Annotated in this window: 22 protein-coding genes and 2 pseudogenes; 20 read left to right on the top strand and 4 right to left on the bottom strand. The window is 56.4% G+C overall.

Going from position 1 to position 21,867, the window contains the following annotated elements:
* Positions 1 to 362 precede the first annotated feature (362 nt).
* From hybO to cobS, 18 genes and pseudogenes are all read left to right on the top strand, one after another.
* Positions 363 to 1,496 carry a hydrogenase 2 small subunit gene (gene hybO / locus BMI79_RS10620; protein WP_076942119.1) on the top strand — a complete coding sequence of 378 codons (1,134 nt, stop codon included), beginning with the start codon at positions 363 to 365 and terminating at the stop codon, positions 1,494 to 1,496.
* 3 nt (positions 1,497 to 1,499) lie between these two features.
* The gene (hybA, locus tag BMI79_RS10615) at positions 1,500 to 2,513 is read left to right on the top strand and encodes a hydrogenase 2 operon protein HybA (protein ID WP_076942118.1); all 1,014 of its coding nucleotides are present in this window, start codon (positions 1,500 to 1,502) and stop codon (positions 2,511 to 2,513) included.
* Positions 2,500 to 3,699, top strand: a complete 1,200-nt coding sequence (gene hybB, locus BMI79_RS10610) for a Ni/Fe-hydrogenase cytochrome b subunit (RefSeq protein WP_076942117.1) — start codon at positions 2,500 to 2,502, stop codon at positions 3,697 to 3,699. The genes hybA and hybB overlap by 14 nt, the downstream gene beginning before the upstream one ends.
* The gene (gene hybC / locus BMI79_RS10605; RefSeq protein ID WP_076942116.1) at positions 3,677 to 5,371 is read left to right on the top strand and encodes a hydrogenase 2 large subunit; all 1,695 of its coding nucleotides are present in this window, start codon (positions 3,677 to 3,679) and stop codon (positions 5,369 to 5,371) included. The genes hybB and hybC overlap by 23 nt, the downstream gene beginning before the upstream one ends.
* On the top strand, positions 5,371 to 5,871 hold the full coding sequence (locus BMI79_RS10600; protein ID WP_076942115.1) for a HyaD/HybD family hydrogenase maturation endopeptidase: 501 nt from the start codon (positions 5,371 to 5,373) through the stop codon (positions 5,869 to 5,871). Before hybC ends, BMI79_RS10600 begins: the two co-directional genes overlap by 1 nt.
* Complete coding sequence (gene hybE, locus BMI79_RS10595) at positions 5,855 to 6,349, top strand: hydrogenase-2 assembly chaperone (RefSeq protein WP_076942114.1); 495 nt, start codon at positions 5,855 to 5,857, stop codon at positions 6,347 to 6,349. Before BMI79_RS10600 ends, hybE begins: the two co-directional genes overlap by 17 nt.
* Positions 6,342 to 6,683: a hydrogenase maturation nickel metallochaperone HypA gene (gene hypA, locus BMI79_RS10590; protein ID WP_076942113.1), complete on the top strand. Its 342-nt coding sequence runs from the start codon at positions 6,342 to 6,344 to the stop codon at positions 6,681 to 6,683. The genes hybE and hypA overlap by 8 nt, the downstream gene beginning before the upstream one ends.
* 19 nt (positions 6,684 to 6,702) lie before the next feature.
* A complete protein-coding gene (gene hypB, locus BMI79_RS10585; RefSeq protein ID WP_076942112.1) occupies positions 6,703 to 7,614 on the top strand; it encodes a hydrogenase nickel incorporation protein HypB in 912 nt (303 codons plus the stop codon).
* Positions 7,614 to 7,892 carry a hydrogenase maturation factor HybG gene (gene hybG / locus BMI79_RS10580; protein ID WP_076942111.1) on the top strand — a complete coding sequence of 93 codons (279 nt, stop codon included), beginning with the start codon at positions 7,614 to 7,616 and terminating at the stop codon, positions 7,890 to 7,892. The genes hypB and hybG overlap by 1 nt, the downstream gene beginning before the upstream one ends.
* Complete coding sequence (gene hypD, locus BMI79_RS10575; protein WP_076942110.1) at positions 7,879 to 8,994, top strand: hydrogenase formation protein HypD; 1,116 nt, start codon at positions 7,879 to 7,881, stop codon at positions 8,992 to 8,994. The genes hybG and hypD overlap by 14 nt, the downstream gene beginning before the upstream one ends.
* Positions 8,994 to 10,022: a hydrogenase expression/formation protein HypE gene (gene hypE / locus BMI79_RS10570; RefSeq protein ID WP_076942109.1), complete on the top strand. Its 1,029-nt coding sequence runs from the start codon at positions 8,994 to 8,996 to the stop codon at positions 10,020 to 10,022. Before hypD ends, hypE begins: the two co-directional genes overlap by 1 nt.
* A gap of 220 nt (positions 10,023 to 10,242) precedes the next feature.
* Positions 10,243 to 12,540 (top strand): carbamoyltransferase HypF, encoded by a 2,298-nt coding sequence (hypF, locus tag BMI79_RS10565; RefSeq protein ID WP_076942108.1) that lies wholly within the window; start codon positions 10,243 to 10,245, stop codon positions 12,538 to 12,540.
* 52 nt (positions 12,541 to 12,592) lie between these two features.
* Positions 12,593 to 13,183, top strand: a complete 591-nt coding sequence (locus BMI79_RS10560; protein ID WP_076942107.1) for a HupE/UreJ family protein — start codon at positions 12,593 to 12,595, stop codon at positions 13,181 to 13,183.
* A gap of 225 nt (positions 13,184 to 13,408) precedes the next feature.
* Positions 13,409 to 14,668 (top strand): hypothetical protein, encoded by a 1,260-nt coding sequence (locus BMI79_RS10555; protein ID WP_076942106.1) that lies wholly within the window; start codon positions 13,409 to 13,411, stop codon positions 14,666 to 14,668.
* The gene (locus BMI79_RS10550) at positions 14,668 to 15,972 is read left to right on the top strand and encodes a beta propeller repeat protein (RefSeq protein WP_076942105.1); all 1,305 of its coding nucleotides are present in this window, start codon (positions 14,668 to 14,670) and stop codon (positions 15,970 to 15,972) included. Before BMI79_RS10555 ends, BMI79_RS10550 begins: the two co-directional genes overlap by 1 nt.
* On the top strand, positions 15,947 to 16,093 hold the full coding sequence (locus BMI79_RS23800; protein WP_158069114.1) for a hypothetical protein: 147 nt from the start codon (positions 15,947 to 15,949) through the stop codon (positions 16,091 to 16,093). The genes BMI79_RS10550 and BMI79_RS23800 overlap by 26 nt, the downstream gene beginning before the upstream one ends.
* A 77-nt stretch (positions 16,094 to 16,170) precedes the next feature.
* Positions 16,171 to 16,347: pseudogene (locus tag BMI79_RS10545) on the top strand (bifunctional adenosylcobinamide kinase/adenosylcobinamide-phosphate guanylyltransferase); the annotation flags it as partial.
* On the top strand, positions 16,344 to 17,090 hold the full coding sequence (cobS, locus tag BMI79_RS10540) for an adenosylcobinamide-GDP ribazoletransferase (RefSeq protein ID WP_076942104.1): 747 nt from the start codon (positions 16,344 to 16,346) through the stop codon (positions 17,088 to 17,090). The pseudogene BMI79_RS10545 and the gene cobS, both read left to right, overlap by 4 nt.
* 92 nt (positions 17,091 to 17,182) lie before the next feature.
* On the opposite strand, the pseudogene BMI79_RS10535 reads toward cobS, so the two are convergent.
* Positions 17,183 to 17,509 (bottom strand): annotated as a pseudogene (locus BMI79_RS10535) (cytosine permease); the annotation flags it as partial.
* A gap of 325 nt (positions 17,510 to 17,834) precedes the next feature.
* Here BMI79_RS10535 and BMI79_RS10530 point away from each other — a divergent pair.
* Positions 17,835 to 18,071, top strand: coding sequence for a hypothetical protein (locus BMI79_RS10530; RefSeq protein ID WP_076942103.1), 237 nt, complete (start codon positions 17,835 to 17,837; stop codon positions 18,069 to 18,071).
* Between the two features lie 78 nt (positions 18,072 to 18,149).
* Here the strand turns inward: BMI79_RS10530 and BMI79_RS10525 are convergent, their stop codons facing one another.
* Both BMI79_RS10525 and BMI79_RS10520 read right to left on the bottom strand, forming a co-directional pair.
* Complete coding sequence (locus BMI79_RS10525) at positions 18,150 to 18,461, bottom strand: hypothetical protein (RefSeq protein WP_083704420.1); 312 nt, start codon at positions 18,459 to 18,461, stop codon at positions 18,150 to 18,152.
* A gap of 238 nt (positions 18,462 to 18,699) precedes the next feature.
* Positions 18,700 to 19,317 carry a LysE family translocator gene (locus tag BMI79_RS10520; RefSeq protein WP_076942101.1) on the bottom strand — a complete coding sequence of 206 codons (618 nt, stop codon included), beginning with the start codon at positions 19,315 to 19,317 and terminating at the stop codon, positions 18,700 to 18,702.
* A gap of 67 nt (positions 19,318 to 19,384) precedes the next feature.
* Between BMI79_RS10520 and BMI79_RS10515 the strand changes: the two genes are divergently transcribed.
* Positions 19,385 to 20,308, top strand: a complete 924-nt coding sequence (locus BMI79_RS10515) for a LysR family transcriptional regulator (protein WP_076942100.1) — start codon at positions 19,385 to 19,387, stop codon at positions 20,306 to 20,308.
* 61 nt (positions 20,309 to 20,369) lie between these two features.
* On the opposite strand, the gene cycA is transcribed toward BMI79_RS10515, so the two are convergent.
* Complete coding sequence (gene cycA, locus BMI79_RS10510; RefSeq protein WP_076942099.1) at positions 20,370 to 21,767, bottom strand: D-serine/D-alanine/glycine transporter; 1,398 nt, start codon at positions 21,765 to 21,767, stop codon at positions 20,370 to 20,372.
* Positions 21,768 to 21,867 lie beyond the last annotated feature (100 nt).

Below are 21,867 nucleotides of genomic sequence, written 5' to 3'. Positions count from 1 at the left end.
GTTTAATTTCTTGTGCTTTATAAAAATAAATAACGAAATTCCTAATGACGGCGAGTGGTATAATTTGATAAATTTATTGATTTTATTACGATGAGTGATAATTAAACTTCTATAATAATTCCCTGTTGGGGGGCGCTTTTAATTAATAATGAGAGTTATTCTTGTTTGATTGAAGTTATTACTGGTAACGATGAAGAGATGCAAGCTAAATATTTTTTGCTGAAGCGATTTTTCTCATGTTATGAAAATATTAATAATTAACCCATTAAAGGTTGATAGAGATCAACACAGTCCACCCTACATATAACAAAAAATTAACCGCCCGTTCATTTATCGGCGTTTTATACAGGGGACAAATAATAATGCTAAGGGAGAGTCAGTCATTTTTCCAAGATGGCGTTAATCGCCGTGATTTTATGAAACTTTGTGCGGCTCTGGCCGCCACCATGGGGCTCAATAGCAAGGCCGCTGCCGAAATAGCTCAGTCGGTAGGGGCACCACAGCGGCCACCGGTCATCTGGATCGGTGCCCAGGAATGTACCGGCTGTACGGAATCATTATTGCGTGCGACCCACCCCACGATCGAAAACCTGTTGCTCAGCGTGATCTCCATGGAGTACCACGAAGTGCTCTCCGCCGCTTTTGGCGAACAGGCGGAAGAGAACAAGCACCGCGCGATTGAGCAATACAAGGGCCAATATGTGTTGGTGGTTGATGGCTCGATCCCGATGAAGGACGGTGGTATCTACTGTATGGTGGCGGGCCAGCCGATCGTCGAGCACATCCGCAACGCGGCGGAGCATGCTGCGGCGGTGATCGCCATCGGTTCCTGCGCGGCCTGGGGCGGCGTTGCCGCCAGCGGCGCTAACCCGACCGGCGCGGTCAGCCTGCAGGAGGTGCTGCCGGGCAAAACGGTGATCAATATTCCCGGTTGCCCACCCAACCCGCATAACTTCCTGGCCACGGTGGCACACATCATCACCTACCAACGGCCACCGAAGCTGGATGCGAAAAACCGCCCCGACTTTGCCTATGGCCGCCTGATTCACGAGAACTGCGAACGTCGCCCGCACTTTGACGCCGGGCGTTTTGCCAAAGAGTTCGGTGACGACGGGCACCGCCAAGGCTGGTGTCTTTACCATCTTGGTTGTAAAGGGCCGGAAACCTACGGCAACTGCTCGACGTTGGAATTTTGCGACGTCGGCGGCGGTATCTGGCCAGTGGGCATCGGTCACCCTTGCTACGGCTGCAATGAGCAGGGGATCGGCTTTACCAAGGGCATTGCGCAGTTGGCAAACGTTGAAAACCCCACCCCGCGCTACGCCAAACCGGCGGTACAGAATGCCGAAGGCGGGCACGTCAGCGCCTCGGCGGTTGGTCTATTGGGGGGCGTAGTTGGGCTGGTGGCCGGTGTCAGCCTGATGACGGTAAGAGAACTGGGGCGGCAGCAGAAACAGCAGCGCAAAGATGACGATCAACCGCCGCGCAAGGAGTAAGCCGTGAACCGACGTAATTTTCTAAAACTGGCCTCCTGCAGCGCGTTCATTGTGGGCGGGGTGCCCCCGGCGGCGGCGGGTGCCGAGAACAAAGCCCCGATCCCCGATTCGCTGGGTATGCTGTATGACTCGACCCTGTGCGTCGGCTGCCAGGCCTGCGTGAGCAAATGCCAGCAGATCAACCATACCGATTACCAAGCGCACGGCGAAACCTATGCCTACGCGGGCACTGAAGCCACCTGGTCGAACAACGACAAGCTCAGCCCCTACACCAACAACATCATTCAGGTATGGAGCAGCGGTAACGGCCAGCATAAAGACCAGTTGGAAGATGGCTATGCCTATATCAAAAAGCAGTGCATGCACTGCGTCGATCCCAACTGCGTTTCGGTATGCCCGGTGCAGGCGCTGACCAAGCACCCGAAAACCGGCATCGTGCATTACAACCCCAATGTCTGCACCGGCTGCCGCTATTGCATGGTTGGCTGCCCGTTCAACGTGCCGAAATACGACTACGACAACCCGTTCGGCAAAATCCACAAGTGCGAACTGTGCAACCAGAAAGGCGTTGAACGCCTGGATCAGGGCGGATTGCCCGGCTGTGTGGAGGTGTGCCCGACCGGAGCGGTGATCTTCGGCACCCGCGAGCAACTGCTGGCCGAGGCGAAACGGCGCCTGTCGCTCAAGCCCGGCGCAAGCTACCGCTTCCCACGGCAGACGCTGCAAGGGGATGATCGCTATGAGCATACGATCCCGCACTACCAACCGCACCTGTATGGCGAAGAAGAGGGGGGCGGGACGCAGGTGCTGGTGCTGACCGGGGTGCCATTCGAGAAGCTGGGCCTGCCGCCGCTGGAGCCTCTGTCGACCGGTGCGCGCTCCGAACATGTGCAGCACTCGCTGTACAGCGGCATGGTGCTGCCGCTGGCCGCACTGACCGGCATCACCTTTCTGGCGCACCGCAACACGCGTAAAGCGCGTCAGGATGAGAAGGAAGACGAACATGACGACGCATAAAACGCAGCCCCTTGGCGGGCGGCTGGTGAGTTGGCCGGTAATGCTGTTGGCCCCGTTTGTGGTGCTCTGCGCCTTGCTGATCCTGAAGCGTTTGGTGCTGGGGCTGGGATCGGTGACCGATCTGAACGGCGGTTACCCGTGGGGGATCTGGATTGCCTTCGATCTGTTGGTGGGCACCGGTCTGGCCTGTGGCGGCTGGGCGCTGGCCTGGGCGGTGTATGTGTTTAACCGTGGCGAATACCATCCGCTGGTGCGCCCGGCGCTATTGGCCAGCCTGTTCGGCTATACGCTGGGTGGGCTGTCGATCACCATTGACGTCGGTCGCTACTGGAACCTGCCTTACTTCTACATTCCCGGCCATTTCAACACCTCTTCCGTGCTGTTTGAAACCGCGGTCTGTATGACGATCTACATCGGCGTGGTGGCGCTGGAGTTTGCGCCGGCGCTGTTTGAACGCCTGGGCTGGAAGGTATCGCTGAAGTGGCTGAATAAGGCCATGTTCCTGATTATCGCACTGGGCGCACTGCTGCCCGCGATGCACCAGTCGTCGATGGGATCGTTGATGATTGCCGCAGGTATCAAGGTGCATCCGCTGTGGCAGAGCTATGAAATGCTGCCGCTGTTCTCGCTGCTGACCGCGGGCATTCTGGGGTTCTCGATTGTCATCTTCGAAGGCTCGCTGGTGCAGGCGGGGTTATTGGGCAAGGGCGCGCGGGAAACGCCGCTGTTTACCCGCATGAGCTACATCATCGATGTCATTTTGCTGCTGTTTATCGTGCTGCGCTTTGGCGAGCTGATTTATCGCCATAAGACCGGCTACCTGTGGCAGTTCGATCGTTTTGCCCTGTTTTTCTGGCTGGAAATCGGCCTGATGCTGTTGCCGCTGCTGCTGTTCCGCTGGCAACGGAATCGCAGAGATTCACGCCTGCTGTTTATCGGTGCGCTGAGCATGATCTGTGGTGCGGCCCTGTGGCGGCTGAACTACTCACTGCTGGCCTATGATCCCGGTAACGGTTACGGCTATTTCCCGACTGCTAGCGAACTGCTGATCTCCATCGGCTTCGTGGCGATAGAAGTGTGTGCGTACATCCTGTTGATCAGGTTGTTACCGGTGCTGCCTGCGCAGCAACACAAGCATGAAAACAACCAGATAGAGGTAGAGCATGAGCCAACGCATCACCATTGATCCCGTGACCCGAATTGAAGGGCATTTACGGATTGACTGCGAAATTGAAGACGGCAAGGTGGTGAAAGCCTGGTCTTCTGGCACCATGTGGCGCGGCATGGAAGAGATTGTGCAAGGTAACGATCCGCGCGATGCCTGGATGATCGTCCAGCGTATCTGTGGCGTCTGTACCACCACCCATGCCCTGGCGTCGGTGCGAGCAGTGGAAAATGCGCTGGGCATGGAAGTGCCGGTCAATGCGCAGTATATCCGCAACATCATTCTGGCCGCCCACAGCATTCACGATCACATCGTACATTTCTATCAGCTTTCGGCGCTGGATTGGGTCGATGTCACCTCTGCCTTGCAGGCCGATCCGCAAAAAGCGGCCGACCTGCTGAGTGGCCTGTCGAGCTGGCCGCTCAACAGCGCCGCCGAATTCAGTCGCGTGCAGCAGAAGATAAAAGATCTGGTGGCCAGCGGCCAGCTTGGCATTTTTGCCAACGGCTACTGGGGGCACCCGGCCATGGCGCTGCCGCCGGAGGTGAACCTGATCGCCGTTGCACACTACCTGCAAGCGCTGGAGTGCCAGCGTGATGCCAACCGGGTGGTTGCTATTCTGGGGGGCAAAACGCCGCATATCCAGAACCTGGCGGTGGGTGGGGTGGCTAACCCGATCAACCTGGACGCCCCTAGCGTGCTGAACCTTGAACGCCTGATGTACCTGAAAACCTTTATCGATCGCCTCGGCGACTTTATCGAGCAGGTTTATCTGGTGGATAGCGCGGTGATCGCCGCGCACTATCCGGGCTGGCTGGCGCTGGGTAAAGGCGCGGATTGCTATCTGTGCCTGCCGGAGTTGCCGACCGATCGCAAAGGCGACACTTACCTGCTGCCGGGGGGCTTCTTGGATAACGGCAAGTTCCGCCCGATCGCCAACCAGCGCGATGCTTATCTGGTGAACGGCATTCAGGAAAGCGGCAAACATGCCTGGTATCAGGACGACCAGCCGCTAGCACCTTGGGAAGGGCTGACGCGCCCGAATTACACCGGCTGGCAGGAAGACGGTAAATATTCCTGGGTAAAATCACCGACATTCTACGGCAAAGCGGTGGAGATGGGGCCGTTGGGCTGGCTGATGTGCAGCCTGCAGGCCGAACATCAGCCGACGCAGAAATACTTCGGCCGCGTCAACGGCGCCTACCAAACCTTGACCGGCCAGGCGTTAACCGCAGAACAGCTGCCATCCACCCTGGGGCGGATCGTCGGGCGCACGGTGCATGCCTGCGTGCTGCATGAAACTCTCGGCCAACAGTGGCAGGCACTGGTAGAAAACATCGGCAAAGGCGATCACGAAACCTTTATCCGCCCCAATATCCCGCTGACTGGGGAAATTCGCGGCGTCGGGTTTATCGAGGCACCGCGCGGTTCGTTGTCCCACTGGGTGGTGATCAAAGACGGCAAGATCGCCAATTATCAGGCGGTGGTGCCCTCCACCTGGAATGCCGGGCCACGCAACCATAACGACGAGCCAGGTCCTTACGAGCGTTCGCTGGTGGGGACGCCGGTGGCCGATCCGGCCAAACCGCTGGAGGTGGTAAGAACCATTCACTCCTTCGACCCTTGCATGTCCTGTGCTGTGCACATCGTCGACACCACCGGCAATGAAGTGACCAGGGTCAAGGTGCTGTGATGCGTATTCTAGTACTCGGTATCGGTAATCTGTTATTGAGCGATGAAGCGGTCGGCGTGCGCATCATTGAAGCGCTGGAACAGCGCTTTGTGTTACCTGCCTATGTGGAGGTGCTGGACGGCGGCACCTCCGGTATGGAACTGATGGAAGTGATGGCCGATCGCGATCATCTGATCGTGGCCGATGCGGTGCTGACCGGCGATGCAGCGGGCAGCGTGGTAGTGCTGCACGATGAACAGATCCCCGCGCTGTTTACTCGTAAGGTGTCGCCGCATCAGTTGGGGCTGTCGGACGTGCTGATGGCGCTGCGCCTGACCGAGGAGTTCCCACGGCGCTTAACGCTGGTGGGCGTGGTGCCCGCCTCGCTGGAGCCGGGCATTGGCCTCAGCCCGCGGGTCACTCAGGCGATTGAACCGGCTTTGGCGCAGGTGCTGGTGGCGCTGCAATCCAGCGGTGTGCCGGTCACGCTCAAGGAGGCCGCCGATGCGCGATGCTGTTAACGGTTTTCCAACTACCCCTGCTCCGCTGCTGGAAGCGGCCTTTCAGGCCGTCGCCGCCGACGGCATGCGCGATTTGCCTTTTTTCCATTCGCAAATCCCGATACGTGCCTGTGGGTTTCAGCTGTTTGAACAGCAGTGGATCGGCTGCATGCTCACGCCCTGGATGCTCAGCCTGTTGGTGCTCCCCGGCCCGCAGCAGCAGTGGCAACCGCGCCAGGTCGGCGAAAAGCTGGCGCTGGCGCTGCCCTGTGGCAACGTCAGCTTTACCTTGGGCGAGATCGATGGCTGCGGGCAATATCTGGCCTGCTCGCTGATGTCACCGCTGGAAAGTTCACTGCGGGCCGATCAGGCGCTGGCACTGGCGGAAAACAGCGCGCGCATGGCGCTATCGCTGCCGGTGGTAGACGGTAGCCTCCCGAGCAATCCGCGGCGGCGTGCGCTGTTCCGCCTGCAACGGGGGAACGGAGCCGATGCATGAAATCAGCCTGTGCCTGAGCACCATGGAGCTTATTGAGCAGCAGGCCAGGCAGCACGGTGCCCGGCGAGTCACGGCGGTGTGGCTGGAGATCGGTGCGCTGTCTTGCATTGAAGAACAGGCCCTGCGCTTCAGCTTCGCCAGCGCTAGCCGCCAGACGCTGGCAGAGGGTTGCCAGTTGCATCTGAACTATCAACCGGCGCGTGCCTGGTGCTGGGATTGCAGCACCAGCGTAGCGGTTGAGCGGCATGACGCCGGCTGCCCGCACTGCGGCGGCCACGCTTTGCGCATCGAGAGCGGCGAAAGCCTGCGATTAAAACAATTAGAAGTGGAATGATTTTAAGGAGTTAAGCCTTATGTGTACGACTTGCGGTTGCGGCCACGGAGAAACATCGATCGAAGGGGATGAGCACCATCACCACCATGATGACGATCACCATCATCATGGGCATGCCCATCAGACAGTCACGATCCATCACCACCACCATTATCACCATCAAGGTGACGTTCATCATCATTACGCCAGCGCTGAAGCGGTGCCGTTTGCCCCCCAGGTACAACCACATTCGCAAGACCTGCATTATGGCCATGGCGAGGCAGGCAGCCATGCACCCGGCATGGGGCAGCGCCGGTTATTGCAGATTGAACAGGACGTATTGAGCAAAAATAACCATCTGGCGGCGCATAACCGTGAACACTTTGCCGCGCAGAATATCCTGGTGCTGAACCTGGTTTCCAGCCCCGGCTCCGGCAAAACCTCCCTGCTGACGGCCACCCTGCAATCTCTGGCGGGCAAAGTGCCGTGCGCGGTGATCGAGGGCGATCAGCAAACCAGCAACGACGCGGAACGCATCCGCGCGACGGGGGTTCCGGCGATTCAGGTGAACACCGGTAAAGGCTGCCACTTGGATGCGCAGATGGTGCACGATGCGGCCCATCGCCTGCCGCTGCAGGACAACAGCCTGCTGTTTATTGAAAACGTCGGCAACCTGGTATGCCCTGCCAGTTTTGATCTGGGGGAACGGCATAAAGTGGCGGTGCTGTCGGTCACCGAAGGGGAGGACAAACCGCTCAAATATCCGCATATGTTTGCCGCCGCCACGCTGATGGTGATCAATAAGATCGACCTGCTGCCCTATGTCGATTTCTCGGTTGAACGGTGCATTGCCTATGCCCGTCAGGTTAACCCCACCATTCAGGTGATTGCCCTTTCGGCCACCGGCGGCGAGGGGATGGATCTCTGGCTCGACTGGCTGGAGGCGCAATAATGTGCCTTGGCGTACCCGGTAAAGTGATCGCGGTTGGCGAAGATTTGCATCAACTGGCAACGGTCGATGTGTGTGGCGTGTCGCTCGGGGTCAATATCGCGCTGGTGTGTGAGGATTCGCCGCAGGCGCTGCTCGGCCAGTGGGTGCTGGTGCACGTTGGGTTTGCCATGAGCCTGCTCGACGAACAGGAGGCGCTGGACACGCTGGCGGCGCTGGAGCATATGCGCGCCGTTGGGCTTGAATCACCGATGCCGGGGGGCAGCGATGCGCTACGTTGATGAATTCCGCGATCCGGCGCTGACCCAGGTTTTGTTGCAGCGCATCGCGCAGTTGATGCTCTCAATGCCCGCCCAGCAACGCTTGCCGCTGCAAATTATGGAGGTGTGCGGCGGCCATACCCATGCGATTTTCAAGTTTGGCATCGATCGGCTGCTGCCGGATAACCTGGAGTTTGTCCACGGGCCGGGTTGCCCGGTCTGCGTCTTGCCGATGGGGCGCATCGATAGCTGCCTGGAGATTGCCGCGCACCCGGAAGTGATTTTCTGCACCTATGGCGATGCCATGCGCGTGCGCGGGCGCAACGGATCGCTGCTGGATGCCCGGCGGCACGGCGCCGATATCCGCGTTGTCTATTCACCGCTGGATGCCCTGCAGCTGGCGGTAGACTATCCACAGCGCGAAGTGGTGTTTTTCGGGCTGGGTTTTGAAACCACCATGCCCGCCAGCGCCTTGACCCTGCAACAGGCGCGGCAGCGTAAGCTAACCAACTTCAGCCTGTTCTGCCAGCACATTACCCTGATCCCCACCTTGCGCAGCCTGTTGCAGCAGCCCGATGTGCGGATTGACGGTTTTCTGGCCCCCGGCCACGTCAGCATGGTGATCGGCAATGCGCCTTACGGTTTTATCGCCGAGCAATACCGTAAACCGCTGGTGGTCACCGGGTTTGAACCGCTGGATATTCTGCAAGGGCTGGTGATGCTGCTGGAACAACTGCGCGCTGGCCGCAGCGCGGTGGAAAATCAGTACCGGCGCATTGTGCCAGAGCAGGGTAACCGTTTGGCACAGCAGGCGCTGGCGGAAGTGTTTTGCCTGAAAGCGAGCAGCGAATGGCGCGGCTTGGGGGAGATTGCCCACTCCGGCGTACAACTGACGCCGGACTATGCCGAGTTTGACGCCGAGCGGCGCTTTCAGCCCCAGCCACAGCGGGTGGCGGACGATCCGCGTTCGCGCTGTGGCGAGGTGCTGACCGGGCGCTGCAAGCCGGACGCCTGCCCGCTGTTTGGCAAAGAGTGTACGCCAAGCAACGCCTTTGGTGCCTTGATGGTGTCATCGGAAGGGGCCTGTGCGGCTTACTATCAATATCGCAGGGAGACGGCCTGATGCTTCAACCGAACGATGAGCGTGAAATCACGCTGGCACACGGCAGCGGCGGGCGGGCGATGCAAAGCCTGATCGAAGAGCTGTTCTTGCAAGCCTTTGCCAATCCAGCCCTGAACGCGCGTGAAGACCAGGCGCGCATTGCGCTGAGCGAGCTTTGTAGCGCCGGGGATCGGCTGGCGGTATCCACCGACAGCTATGTGATCGACCCGATTTTCTTTCCCGGTGGCGACATCGGCAAGCTGGCGGTGTGCGGCACCGCTAACGACGTGGCGGTCAGCGGTGCGCAGCCGCGTTACCTGAGCTGCGGCCTGATCCTGGAGGAAGGGTTACCGTTTGCCATGCTGGTGCGTGTCGTGCAGTCGATGGCCGCTACGGCGCAGCAGGCCGGGATGCAGATCGTCACCGGTGATACCAAAGTGGTTCCCCGTGGCGCAGCAGACAAAATTTTTATCAATACCACCGGCTTTGGCGCGATTCCGGCCCGCGTTGATTGGGGTGTTCATCAGATCCGCCAGGGCGACAGCATTATCGTCAGCGGCACGCTCGGCGATCACGGCGCGACCATTCTCAACCTGCGTGAAGGGCTGGGGTTGGAAAGCGAACTGGCCAGCGATTGCGCCCTGCTGGCACCGCTGATTGCGCCGTTGTTACACATCGCCGGTGTGCGGGCGCTGCGGGATGCCACGCGCGGCGGCGTGACGGCGGTGCTGCATGAGTTTGCCGCCGCCAGCGGCTGCGGCATGGAGATCGTGGAAGCGGCGTTGCCGTTGAAACCCGCAGTGCGCGGGATATGTGAGTTATTGGGGCTGGATGCGCTGAACTTTGCCAATGAGGGCAAGTTGGTGCTGGTGGTGGCACCTGCAGCCGAAGCCGAGGTGTTGGCCGCACTGCGTCAGCACCCGCTGGGGCGCGATGCGGCGGTGATTGGCCACACGCTGGAGCGCCAGCAGGTGAGTGTGGTGGGGTTGTTTGGCGTTTCGCGCCGCTTGGATCTGCCATTGGACGAGCCGCTACCGCGGATTTGTTAGCTAACCAGTTCCCTCTCCCTGTAGGGAGAGGGCTAGGGTGAGGGGAATATCGCTTAATGCTTAACCCGTTCTCTTTGATAAAGGGCTCTATTTTGTTTGTTGGTTTGAATAAGCATGTTTTTCGGACGCTCAAGATTTGGCGTTTATCAGGTAGCACCGTGAAAGCGCCTTCAATGGCGTCAACACCGGTGCCCACCTGTTGTAGTGGTAGTTAGATATCATGGCGCATATTGATACTACAGTCGCCAACAGCAATGGCCTCAGCCTGCGGGTGAAAGGCAAGGTACAAGGGGTGGGGTTTCGCCCCTACGTCTGGCAGCTGGCGCGGCGGTTCGATCTGCGCGGTGACGTCAGCAACGACGGCGCTGGGGTGATCGTCCGTCTGTGGCGCTCGCCCAAGGTGGCGGATTTCCTGCGCGCCTTGCCGCTGCAATGCCCGCCGCTGGCGCGGATCGACAGCGTCAGCCAGCAGCCTCTGCATTGGCCACAGGAACCACAGCACTTCACCATTGCCAGCAGTGGCGCAGGGCAGATTGATACCCATATTGTCGCCGATGCGGCCACCTGTGACGCTTGCCTGGCAGAACTGAATTCGCCGCACAACCGGCGCTATCGCTACCCGTTTATCAACTGCACCCACTGCGGCCCGCGTTTTACCATCATTCGCCAGATGCCTTACGATCGGCCCAATACCTCCATGCAGCCTTTCCCGCTGTGCCCGGCGTGCCAGGCGGAGTATGACGATCCGGCCGACCGCCGATTCCACGCGCAACCCAATGCCTGCCCGATCTGCGGCCCGCAGCTGTGGCTGAGCGATGCCAGCGGCAACGTGACGGCCAGCGCGGATGACGCGCTGCAACGGGCCACGCGGGCGCTGATGGCGGGGGAGATCCTGGCGATCAAGGGCATCGGCGGTTTTCATCTGGCCTGCGATGCCACTAATTCAGCGGCGGTGCAGCGCCTGCGCTTGCGTAAGCGTCGCCCAGCCAAGCCGCTGGCGGTAATGATGCCGGATGCCAATTGGTTAGCGGCCTGTGTTCAGGTAGCAGATACTGCGCCGTTGCTCAAACTGTTGCGCAGCCCGGCGGCACCGGTGGTGCTGGTGCCAGCGCACCCCGACGGCCCGCTGTGCCGGGAAATTGCCCCTGGGCTGAGCGAGGTGGGCGTGATGCTGCCTGCCAATCCGCTGCAACATCTGTTGCTCCAGCAGGTTGCCCGCCCGCTGGTGATGACCTCCGGCAATCTTTCTGGCCTTCCCCCTGCGCTAACTAATCAACAGGCGCTTGAGGAGCTGGCAGGCATTGCTGACGCTTGGCTGCTGCATAACCGCGAGATCGTCCAGCGTGCCGACGATACGGTGCTGCGCCTAAACCAACGGGGCACTGAAATGCTGCGGCGTGCGCGCGGCTATGTGCCGGATGCTTTGCCATTGCCGCCCGGTTTTAGCGCGCAGCCACCGGTGCTGGCGCTGGGTGCCGATACCAAGAACACCTTTTGCCTGCTGTGGGGCGATCGCGCCGTGGTCAGCCAACACCTTGGCTCGCTGGCCGATGACGCTACCCGCCAGCAGCAACAGCAACTGATTACGCTGTTTGGTGAGATCTACGGCGTAGCGCCGCAGGCGATCGCCGTTGATGCCCACCCCGGTTACCTCAGCCATCAGCAGGGGCACGCGCTGGCCGAACGTTTAGCGCTTCCCTGCGTGGAGACGCTTCACCACCATGCCCACCTGGTCAGTTGCTTGGCGGAGCATGCCTGGCCGCGTGACGGTGGCAGGGTGATCGGGCTGGCGCTGGACGGTTTGGGTTACGGTATTAACGGGCAACTGTGGGGCGGAGAATGCCTGCTGGTGGACTATCAGCATTGTGAACATTTGGGCGGGTTACCGGCGGTGGCGCTGCCGGGTGGCGATTTGGCAGCGCAGCAGCCGTGGCGCAACCTGCTGGCGCATCTGTTGCGCTTTGTCCCTGGCTGGCAAGCTCTGCCGGAAGCAGCAAGTATCCCGCAGCCACAGGCCAGCATTCTGGCAAAGGCGATTGAGCGCCAGATCAATGCACCTTTGGCGTCTTCTACCGGGCGCCTGTTTGATGCGGTGGCTGCCGCGCTGCAAATCGTTCCGCCGCAAATCTCCTGGGAGGGGGAGGCTGCGTGCCTGTTGGAAGCGCTGGCGCAGCAAAGCCCGCACCATCAGCCGCCGGTTTCTCTGCCGCTGTGCGGCCAACAACTGGATTTAGCCTCTTTTTGGCCACAGTGGCTGAGCTATCGGTCTACACCAGCCCGGCGGGCTTATGCTTTCCATTGGGCGCTGGCGCAGGGTTTTGCCGCCTTGGCCTGGCAGGCGGCACAGCAGCACGATATTCACACCGTCGCGTTGTCGGGCGGGGTCTTCCATAACCAACTGTTGCGCCAACTGCTGGTGCAACAGCTAGAAGGTTTGCAGGTGTTGCTGCCGTCGCAGTGGCCTGCCGGTGATGGCGGTTTGGCGCTGGGGCAGGCGTTGATCGCCGCAGCGCGTTAGGGGCGTGTCCGTTTTTTATGGTTTCTTATAGGATGAACAACAGGTGATTACTATGCGTATTAATGTCAAAGCTGTGGCTGTATCCGTACTGGCGCTGTTCCCGATGCTGGTTTACGCCCACGTAGGGAATGATGGCGGTACTCATCACGTTTTAAGCTTCACTGAAGGCTTTATCCATCCGTTGACCGGGATGGATCACCTGGTGGCGATGATTCTGGTGGGCGTCTGGAGTGCCATGAACACCCGAAAATGGTGGCTTGCGCCGCTGGCGTTTGCCGGGTTGCTGTTGGCGGGTGCGCTGATCGGCATGGCGGGCGTGACGGTGGCGGCTACCGAATACCTTGTCGCCGCCTCGCTGCTGGTGGTGGGCGTGATGGTGGCGCTGCGGCTGAAGTTGCGTGCGGTAACCGGTGCGTTGATCATTGGCGCTTTTGCCATTTTCCACGGTTTGGCACACGGCGCTGAACTTTCTCATTCGGCAGCGGCACTTTCAGGTATGGTGATCGCCACAGCAGGGCTGCATCTGGTTGGCTTGGGGATCGGTTATCTGCTGACTCTTTCCAGCACTAACCGCTGGTGGGCGGGGGTGATTGGCGGCGGCTCATCATTATTGGGGGTTGGCTTGCTCAGCGGCCTGTTCTGATAGCTTCGGTGGCATAACCACCTGTTGCTGGCATCCGCTTTGCGAGGGGTGCCGGCAAAATATTGTCGATTAACGACGGCAAGCGGCTGGATTGATAAACCGTTTTTCGTTAGATTACTGATAAATAGCCAAAAATCTGTTAAGACGCAGACCAACGTTACGCCAGGATAAGCTGTTGGATCATCGTTTTTAATCGCCGCAGCCAAGGCTGATGTGTCATCTTCCATGAAAAAAATCTTCTTTTTCGATTTGCCGTTTGTCCGGCACGATCTCAATGCACCCAGTGAAAGTCAGTTTCGGCGCATTCTGGCCGGGGATAAGGTTTTTTATACCTACAGCAGACAGTTTCTTGAGGCCAACGTGTTGAATCGGTTGGTCGAGGGGGATCGCGTTTATATCGGCGCACATCAACTGGCCGATGGCAGCTACTGGCTGCATTGGCTGGCCAGTGAGGAAAAGGGGGTGTTGCAGCCGAAGGTAGCGGACATCAGTAAGCTGAGGGCGACGCTGAAGCTGATGGGCGGATTAGGCGTGATAGGGGCGTCGATCTATGCGGCTTTTCAATGGGTGAGCGTCTGGTTGATGGTATTGCTTCTGTTTGTTTTCTGCTTTGGCTGCTGGTTGTTTGCCTCTTCTTTTCAGGCGCTGCTAGTGGGTACCAGCAGCAAGATGCGCCGTTTGTTGCAAGGGTTGGAGCAGGTCAAAACCGGCGATGTTTCAATTTGTCACTCGCCCGCTTTGCGGTTGCCGGGGCCGTTAAACAGCCGGCCAACGCAGCAAACCAGTGATGAACAGGATAACGATCTGGATGCGCTTCAGGCCGCCGATCTGTTGCTTTCTGATCGGGTAATGCTCGCCAGCGTGAGTGGTGTGGCTACCGAGGTTAGCGCTCGCCGCGATTTCACCGGCAGTGGCAAAAGCCGGCGGGATTTTATTGACTATCAATTTACCTGCAATGGCTCAGAGTTCTCTTTTCGTAGCGGTTTTAATACCCTGACGGAAGATCTTAATCCGCTGTTCTTTCGCCAACATCCGTTCTTTCTGACAGAGAACGATCCGCTGACGTTAGTGGTGAATCAACAGGACAATAGGGTTCTTGGGGTTTGCAATGAAAGGGATGGTTGCGCTTATCTGAAAGTGGGCGGCATAGCGGTATCATTCCAGCAAATGAAACTGATGTATAAACTGATGGCCGGTATCTGCCTGTTTTTAATAGTGATGGTGGCGTTTTTCACCGCTGAGGAGTGGTGGGAACAGGGCGGTATGCCGGATAAATGGGACTGGTTGGACGCCGCAGAGATGCTCTATGCCTTCGGTTTGATGAGCCTCATGATGTTCTGTATTTTTATGCTGCTGGTGGAGTTGACGAGTTGGCTGGTGCGCAAGCACTCATTAAGCGCGGCGCGTTGCGCCTTTGCCCGCCAGATGTTGACGTTGTTCAAACGCTGCCGTGGGGCAAAAAACTATATTCAGGAAGTGAGTTAATGTTCAGCCAAAGCCAAACACGCATGGCGTTGTTAGCCTTGGGGGGAATTGTTGCCGGAATACTGTTCTATATCGAAGGTTTTGCCGGATTTGCTACCGGCTGGTCATGGCAGCGGAGCTATCAGGCCGAGCAGCCAGCCGTGGTGATGAGTAAGCAACGCCTGAGCAGCTTTCAACAAGGCGTATTATTAACCGGGGTCAGCGACGCAATTGATATGAAATTGCTTCATATTGATCGGGCAACTTGGGTACACAGCTACCAAAAAACCATACAGATCGATTTACTGGCTAGTGATGCCCCTTCGCTGTTAAACCTGCAAATATCACCAGACCAAGAGGCGGTTCGTTCCGCACTAGAACGCCATACGGGCAATGAAAACAGCCGCACGCTGTATCTGGATGATGCCATTGTGCCAGTGACTCAAATCATCACTGAGCAGGAGGGCGATCTGCGTATCAGCGCCCGTTTTCTCGGCACCGTGATGGATCAGGAATGCAGTGCTCAAGGGCAGTGCCTGATTCTTTTCAACAGCTATCTGGATCGGGCTGATGTGGTGTTTTATTCCGCCGATGGTGGACGTCGTTGGCAGTGGCAGCCGCAGTGGCAAGCGCCGGAAAAGGACTCTCCCTATCAGCTATTGGGTATTTCTGGCTCCGGGCAGGTTCTGGTTGCGCAGAGCGGTAAGCTTTATCAATCCAGCGATCTTGGCCAGCATTGGCAAATGCTGCTCGATCTAGCGCAGCAGGGCGTTAATACCGCGCTTAACCCAACCTACTGGCGTTATAACGATGACCAGTACGTTACCGTCTGGAGTGGCGCGAGTGAAAGTGGCGACGATGAATCGGGCCATCTATTGCTCAATTTCAATCTCAACACCTTACGCATCGAATCAAACTGGTGGATGCAGGGAACCGTTATTGACGGCGAAAGCACCACGCAAGGGGATTTCTACTTTATTCTGGAAAGCCAGCCGCGGGTTCGTTACAGCCTGCACAAGTTACAGGCTGATGGAACCTTTTATCCGGTCTTGGAAACCGGCAAGAAAACCTTAGCGGCTCTGTATGCGGGCAACAATCTGCTGATGATGGAAAAACAGTTCAATGACCCACTGCATATGACAGTGTCCACCGATGGTGGTCAACACTGGTTTAGAATGGAAAAGTTCCCAAGCAGTTATGATGAGACGGTGTTGTTCGATCGCTGGCGAAACCGCCTGTTCCGTTTCCCAGCCCATGCCTACAGCTACCCGAGGTTAGGTAATCGTGAAGGTTTGGTGTATGAAACGGCAACGTTGCCGCATTAACCATGCCTTACTGAATGCGTTACGCCGCAGTAAAGGGTTGCCGGTTGATGAGGAGGCGGCACTAGACTATACCCAATATAAACAACAGCAGTTTTACATCCTGGCTGATAAAGTTAACTAATTTATTGATATTAATTTAAATTTTATCATGAGCAGCCGTCAAGAAGAGAGTGCTTTGTGATTCTAATGACTAGCGATGCTCGTAGCTCGGCGACGATTGATCTGGTCACTAACGCGTTGCGCATGGGTATTGTGCCGGAAAACCGTTTGGCGCGGCATTTTCGTGATACTGCTGGCCGATTCAATCAACGCTTGGCCGCTGCCGCCGAAACGGTATTTTGGGTGTTCTCTGGTTTCGAGGTAAAAATCAAATGAGGCTACGTCTGTTTTTAGCCACCTTGCAGTCTATGACGCGTATTCCGGTACCTGCTCGCTGGATACAGGGGCTTGAACTGGATGACTACAAGCGTGGCATCGTGGGGTTTCCGCTGATTGGTGCGATCGTCGGTGCCATTGGCGGCGGGGTGTTTATCTTGCTGGCTCCCTGGTGCGGGTTCCCGCTGGCGGCATTGGCTTACGTGCTGGCTTTGGCGCTAGTCACCGGGGCATTTCATCTCGATGGGCTGGCCGATACCTGTGACGGGGTGTTTTCTGCCCGCAGCAGGGAACACATGCTGGAGATTATGCGTGACAGCCGCCTGGGAACCAGCGGCGGATTGGCACTGGTGTTTATTGTGTTGGCAAAAGTGCTGGTGGTTAGCGAACTGGCGCTGCGTGGGCTGCCGATGCTGGCTACGCTGATCGCGGCAAGCGTGGTTGGGCGCTCGTTAATGGTACTGCTGATGTATCGCCAGCGTTATGCCCGCGAGGGCGATGGCTTGGGGAACCTGTATATTGGCCGGATCAACGGCGTGCAAACGGCAACCACGCTGGCCTGTGCTGCCGTGATGGTGATGCTGTTAGGGCAGGGTAACGGCATGATCGCGCTGGGGTATACGCTGATCGCCGTGTTGTTATTACGAGCCTATTTGCACCGCCGTTTGGGCGGGCAAACCGGTGATACGCTGGGGGCGGCGGTGGAAGTGGCCGAACTGGTGTTTTTAATAGCGCTACTGTGAGTGATGATGCGATTATTTCTGGTGCAGCATGGGCAAACGTTGGCCAATAGTACCCTCACAAAGGATGGAGGGTACTGGTAAAAATCGTTTGGCTATTGCGCAGTTTGCAAGCTGGTGGCTTGCCCAAGCAGCAGTTTCAGCAACCAGTAAATCAGGCTGGCTGCCAGCAATGAGTTGAGGGTGGGTACACCCCATTCAGTTACTAGCCCAATCACGCTGCCGCCTATGCTGGCTATAATGGCAACCCAACCAATAAGCGGCGTTTCTTGTGGCAGTTTCCCTGCTAGGCGGCTAGCATCCAAAGCATTTCTGTGGGTGCGCAAAAGGTAATAGTCCACCAGCATAACGCCAATGATTCGTGGGAAAACGACGCCCAACACGGTGAGAAAATCCACAAATCGATCTAAAATGCCGAGGAGGTCGCTGTACATTTAACCTCCAAACAGCACCCAAAAGCTTGTGTTGCTCCTCAACAGGGAAACACTGTTACCACCGTGTGAAATCGCGGTGTTACAGTTTTCTATGGTCATGGCCCGCATAGCTTGATACCTCCCATCCCATTTGCGTGATCGCCTTCATAGGTTTTAGCCAGCTCGCCGTCCTTGTTTTATAATTAATGGCAATCAAGCAGAAACTGGTGTTTCTCGCCTCAGATGGCTTTGCTGAGTTAGTATAGCTATTTGATTGATTGGATCATTGGGCAGAAAACTATATGCGCTGGGTAAGAGAGTTACTGATGGCACTATGAAAAAAGTCAAACCGCGCCGCCCACATGGGCGGTGGATCTATTACATTCTGTATGAGGATATTCTGTGGCCATGCCCGGTAAAATGGGAGTGGGAGAGCAGTTACGAGGCTTGGTTACCCTTTTACTATTCACCCACACTGGAGTTTATTGCAGGCGATCCCGCTAAAGCGGTTAAGGTTACCAAGAACAAAGCGTTGGATTTACCGCCAAAACGTTTTTCTTATGCCTCTTAAATCTTCAACAATAACCCGCGAAGGCTAAGCTGTTTGAAGGCAAAAGTGCAGTACCTGCAAGGCTGATCTATTGCCACCCTAGTCCAGTAAATCACTGACGGTACGGCGCACATAGTGGGTCATTTGCGCCAGATCTTCCGCAGCGACCGGGCCGCCACCGGCACGCACGACTTGTTGTTCAATTTGGGCAATTTCCTGTTCAACTTTGTTGGCGATCTGTACCTTCACGATTTTGTCCACTGATGAGAGCAGCACTTTCAGTACCACTTTCAGCGCAATGTTTTCGCAGAACGAATCGTAATAATGAATTGCTGGCGGTTCCGCCGTTGGCTGAGGTGCGCGGGGGGCCATAGCCTTGAAACTGTCTACATTCTCAATAATAAGATCCATGTCTCTTATTAGTTCATCAAAATCTTTAGACACTGACTTATTTCCTTTTGCAATACGCAAAAACAAAACGCCTGACCTTGACTCTGGGCAGGCAGAACACTGACGTTCAGGCTAAAGGGTATTTTAACCTTGCGCTAGTTCAGCAACAAGATGGGGCCGATGGATGTTCGACCCTGAAGAATCACTCTAGATGATGATTGATGGCTTTTTCAGCGTCATGGCGGCTTTAGCGGCCAGTTCACTGCGGCTTAAGGTTACTGGCGAGCAGTAAGGTGCCGAAGACGATCAGAACTCCACCGAATAATCGGTCGATAGTTTTACGTATGCGCAGGAATTGAGCGTTGATACCCGGTGACGAAAAGAACAGTGCCACGAGGCTGAACCAGGCAACATGAGCTAATGAAATAAACAGCCCGTAGCCGATTTGTACCGCGAGTGGCGTTTGAGGATTCACCACTTGCACAAACAGGCTGACAATAAACAGAGTGGCTTTTGGATTCAGTAGGTTAGTCAGAAAGCCGGTTTTTAGTGCGCTTAAATCATCGGATGGGGCCGAGGTTTGTGGCCTCAAGGGGTGGTTTGCCTGGCGCAGCAGGCTGACGCCCAGGTAGACCAACCAGATTGCACTGACTATCTTGAATACAGAAAACAGCCATAAAGATTGTAGTATCAGCATTCCGACGCCGATAAGGGTATAAGAGACATGAATTAATACACTGGCGCCAATACCGCAGGCATTCAGCAACCCGGCACGGCGTGAGAGCAACAGGCTATTGCGCGATACCATGGCAAAATCTGGCCCAGGGCTGATCACCGCGAATAAGGTAATAATGAAGACGGCTAAGAGTTCGGTCATGGTTATTTTGTACAGTGATTGAAATTGGTAATTGATTTATAAAGAAAACTGCACGTGGAGACAAACGATGAAAACTGACCGGACTGGTGAGAAATACTCACGCAAGGTCGGGCGGCAACTGTCATTAGGCGGATTACGCTGCTTTGAGGCTGCTGCATGTCAGGAGAGTTTTACGCTGGCGGCACACCGTTTGAGCCTGACGCATGGTGCGGTGAGCAGAGCGGTACGTGCACTTGAGGATGAGCTCGGGGTAGCACTGTTTGAACGTCGTCATCGGCGGGTATTTCTGACGTCGGCAGGCCGCAAGTTATATCAAGCAACGCAACAGGCGTTCGGCATACTGGAAGATACCATTCAGGAGTTGTACCAACAGGCGCAGGATGCGCCGATAGTGTTGTCTTGCGAACCCACCTTGCTGATGCGCTGGCTGATTCCGCGCTTACCTGCTTTTCAAGAGGCATTCCCTGATATCAATCTGCAACTGGTTGCGGGGGGAGGAGCATTTTCTTTTCGCGATGGAACGACGGTAGCAATACGCCGTAATGATTTTGACTGGGGCAGTAGTGTGCACAGCGAGCCTTTATTTATCGAAAAGGTAGGGCCGGTATGCAAACCTGAGATGCTCGATCAGTTTGTCGTAGATAATGGTGTGGAAAAGCGTTTACGCGATGACGCACTGCTGTTGCATACTTCCACCCGCCCGCAAGCCTGGCACGATTGGGCTGAGTCGCAGGGGATCGCACTGGCCAATCAGCCACAACAGCATTTCGATCATTTCTATTTTAGCCTGCAAGCCGCAGTGGCGGGAGTTGGTATTGCCATTGGCCCTTGGCAACATGTGCGTGATGACATCAAGGCGGGTTTATTAACCGCCCCCTTTGGTTTTCAACAAGATGGCAGTGGTTACTGTGTGTTGACGCCACAGAAAGTAATGCCTGGTAGCCCGGTAGCTAAAGTGATCGCCTGGCTGCAATCGAACTCAGATTCTTGAATACCCCAAGCCAAAAATAACAACGCCGCGTTAGAACGCGGCGTTGCAGTTATCACATCACTCAGGCCCTTTTGCGGCGGACAAACTGATAACCGATCCCCAGAATGATAAACCACAGCGGCGTCACCACCAGTGCCTGGCGGGTATCATCGCGCAGTGATAGCAGCACCAACACGAATACGAAGAATGCCATACATACCCAGCACATCAGCTTACCGGCAGGCATTTTGTAGATCGATTTCTGGTGCAACGCCGGGCGCTGTTTACGGTAAACCAGATATGAGCACAAAATAATGGTCCAGACGAACATGAACAGGATCGCTGACACGGTGGTAACCAGGGTGAATACCGTCATCACGTTCGGGATCAGGTAAATCAGCACCACGCCGCCCAACAGACAGATGCAGGAGAAGGTCAGGCCGTTGGCCGGTACCGCGCGCTTGGAAAGCGTGGCGAACGATTTTGGCGCATCGCCTTCCTGCGCCAGGCCAAACAGCATACGGCTGGTGGAGAATACACCACTGTTGGCGGAAGAGGCTGCAGAGGTCAGTACCACAAAGTTAATGACGCTGGCCGCTGCAGGCAGGCCAATCAGCACAAACAGCTCAACAAACGGGCTCTTGTCGGCAACCACGGAGCTCCATGGCGTTACCGACATAATGACGATCAGTGCAAACACATAGAACATGATGATACGGATTGGAATGGAGTTGATCGCCCGCGGCAGCACTTTTTCCGGATCTTTAGTTTCCGCCGCCGTGGTGCCCACTAGCTCGATCCCGACGAAGGCGAATACCGCAATCTGGAAGCCAGCAAAGAAGCCGCTGATGCCTTTTGGGAACATACCGCCGTCATTCCACAGATGAGAAAATGAAGCGACGCTGCCGTTAGGTGACTCGAATTGCATGGCTACCATCACCAAACCGGCAACGATCAGGCCGACAATCGCGACGATTTTGATCATCGCGAACCAGAACTCCATTTCACCGAACATTTTTACCGTTGCCAGATTAAGGCTGAGCAGCAGCAACACGCACAGTAACGAAGCGATCCATTGCGACAGATCGGGGAACCAGAACTGGGCGTAGGCGGTGATGGCAACCACGTCGGCAATCCCGGTGACCACCCAACAGAACCAATAGGTCCAGCCGGTGAAAAAACCGGCCCAAGGCCCGAGCAGATCGGCAGCAAAGTCGCTGAAGGACTTATATTGCAGATTGGAAAGCAGCAATTCACCCATCGCGCGCATCACGAAAAACAGCATAAAGCCGATGATCATGTACACAAAAATAATCGAGGGGCCAGCCAGACTGATGGTTTTACCGGAGCCCATAAACAAACCGGTACCAATGGCACCACCGATGGCAATCAGTTGGATATGTCGGTTGGTAAGGTTTCGTCTTAGATGATCTTCTGATCCCGTGGTGGCATCTGTGGTTATTTTAGAATGATCTACCATCTGATGATGTCCTGTTTTACCTGTCATGAGTGAAATTGTGAGCTCTGAAGTGGCTCTTTTTTATGTGTTTATCCGGGCGCTCCGGTGTTAGTAAGGTAAC

The sequence above is a fragment of the Serratia oryzae genome, from assembly GCF_001976145.1.
GTDB lineage: Bacteria > Pseudomonadota > Gammaproteobacteria > Enterobacterales > Enterobacteriaceae > Chania > Chania oryzae.
This window is presented reverse-complemented; position numbering and strand designations above follow the sequence as displayed.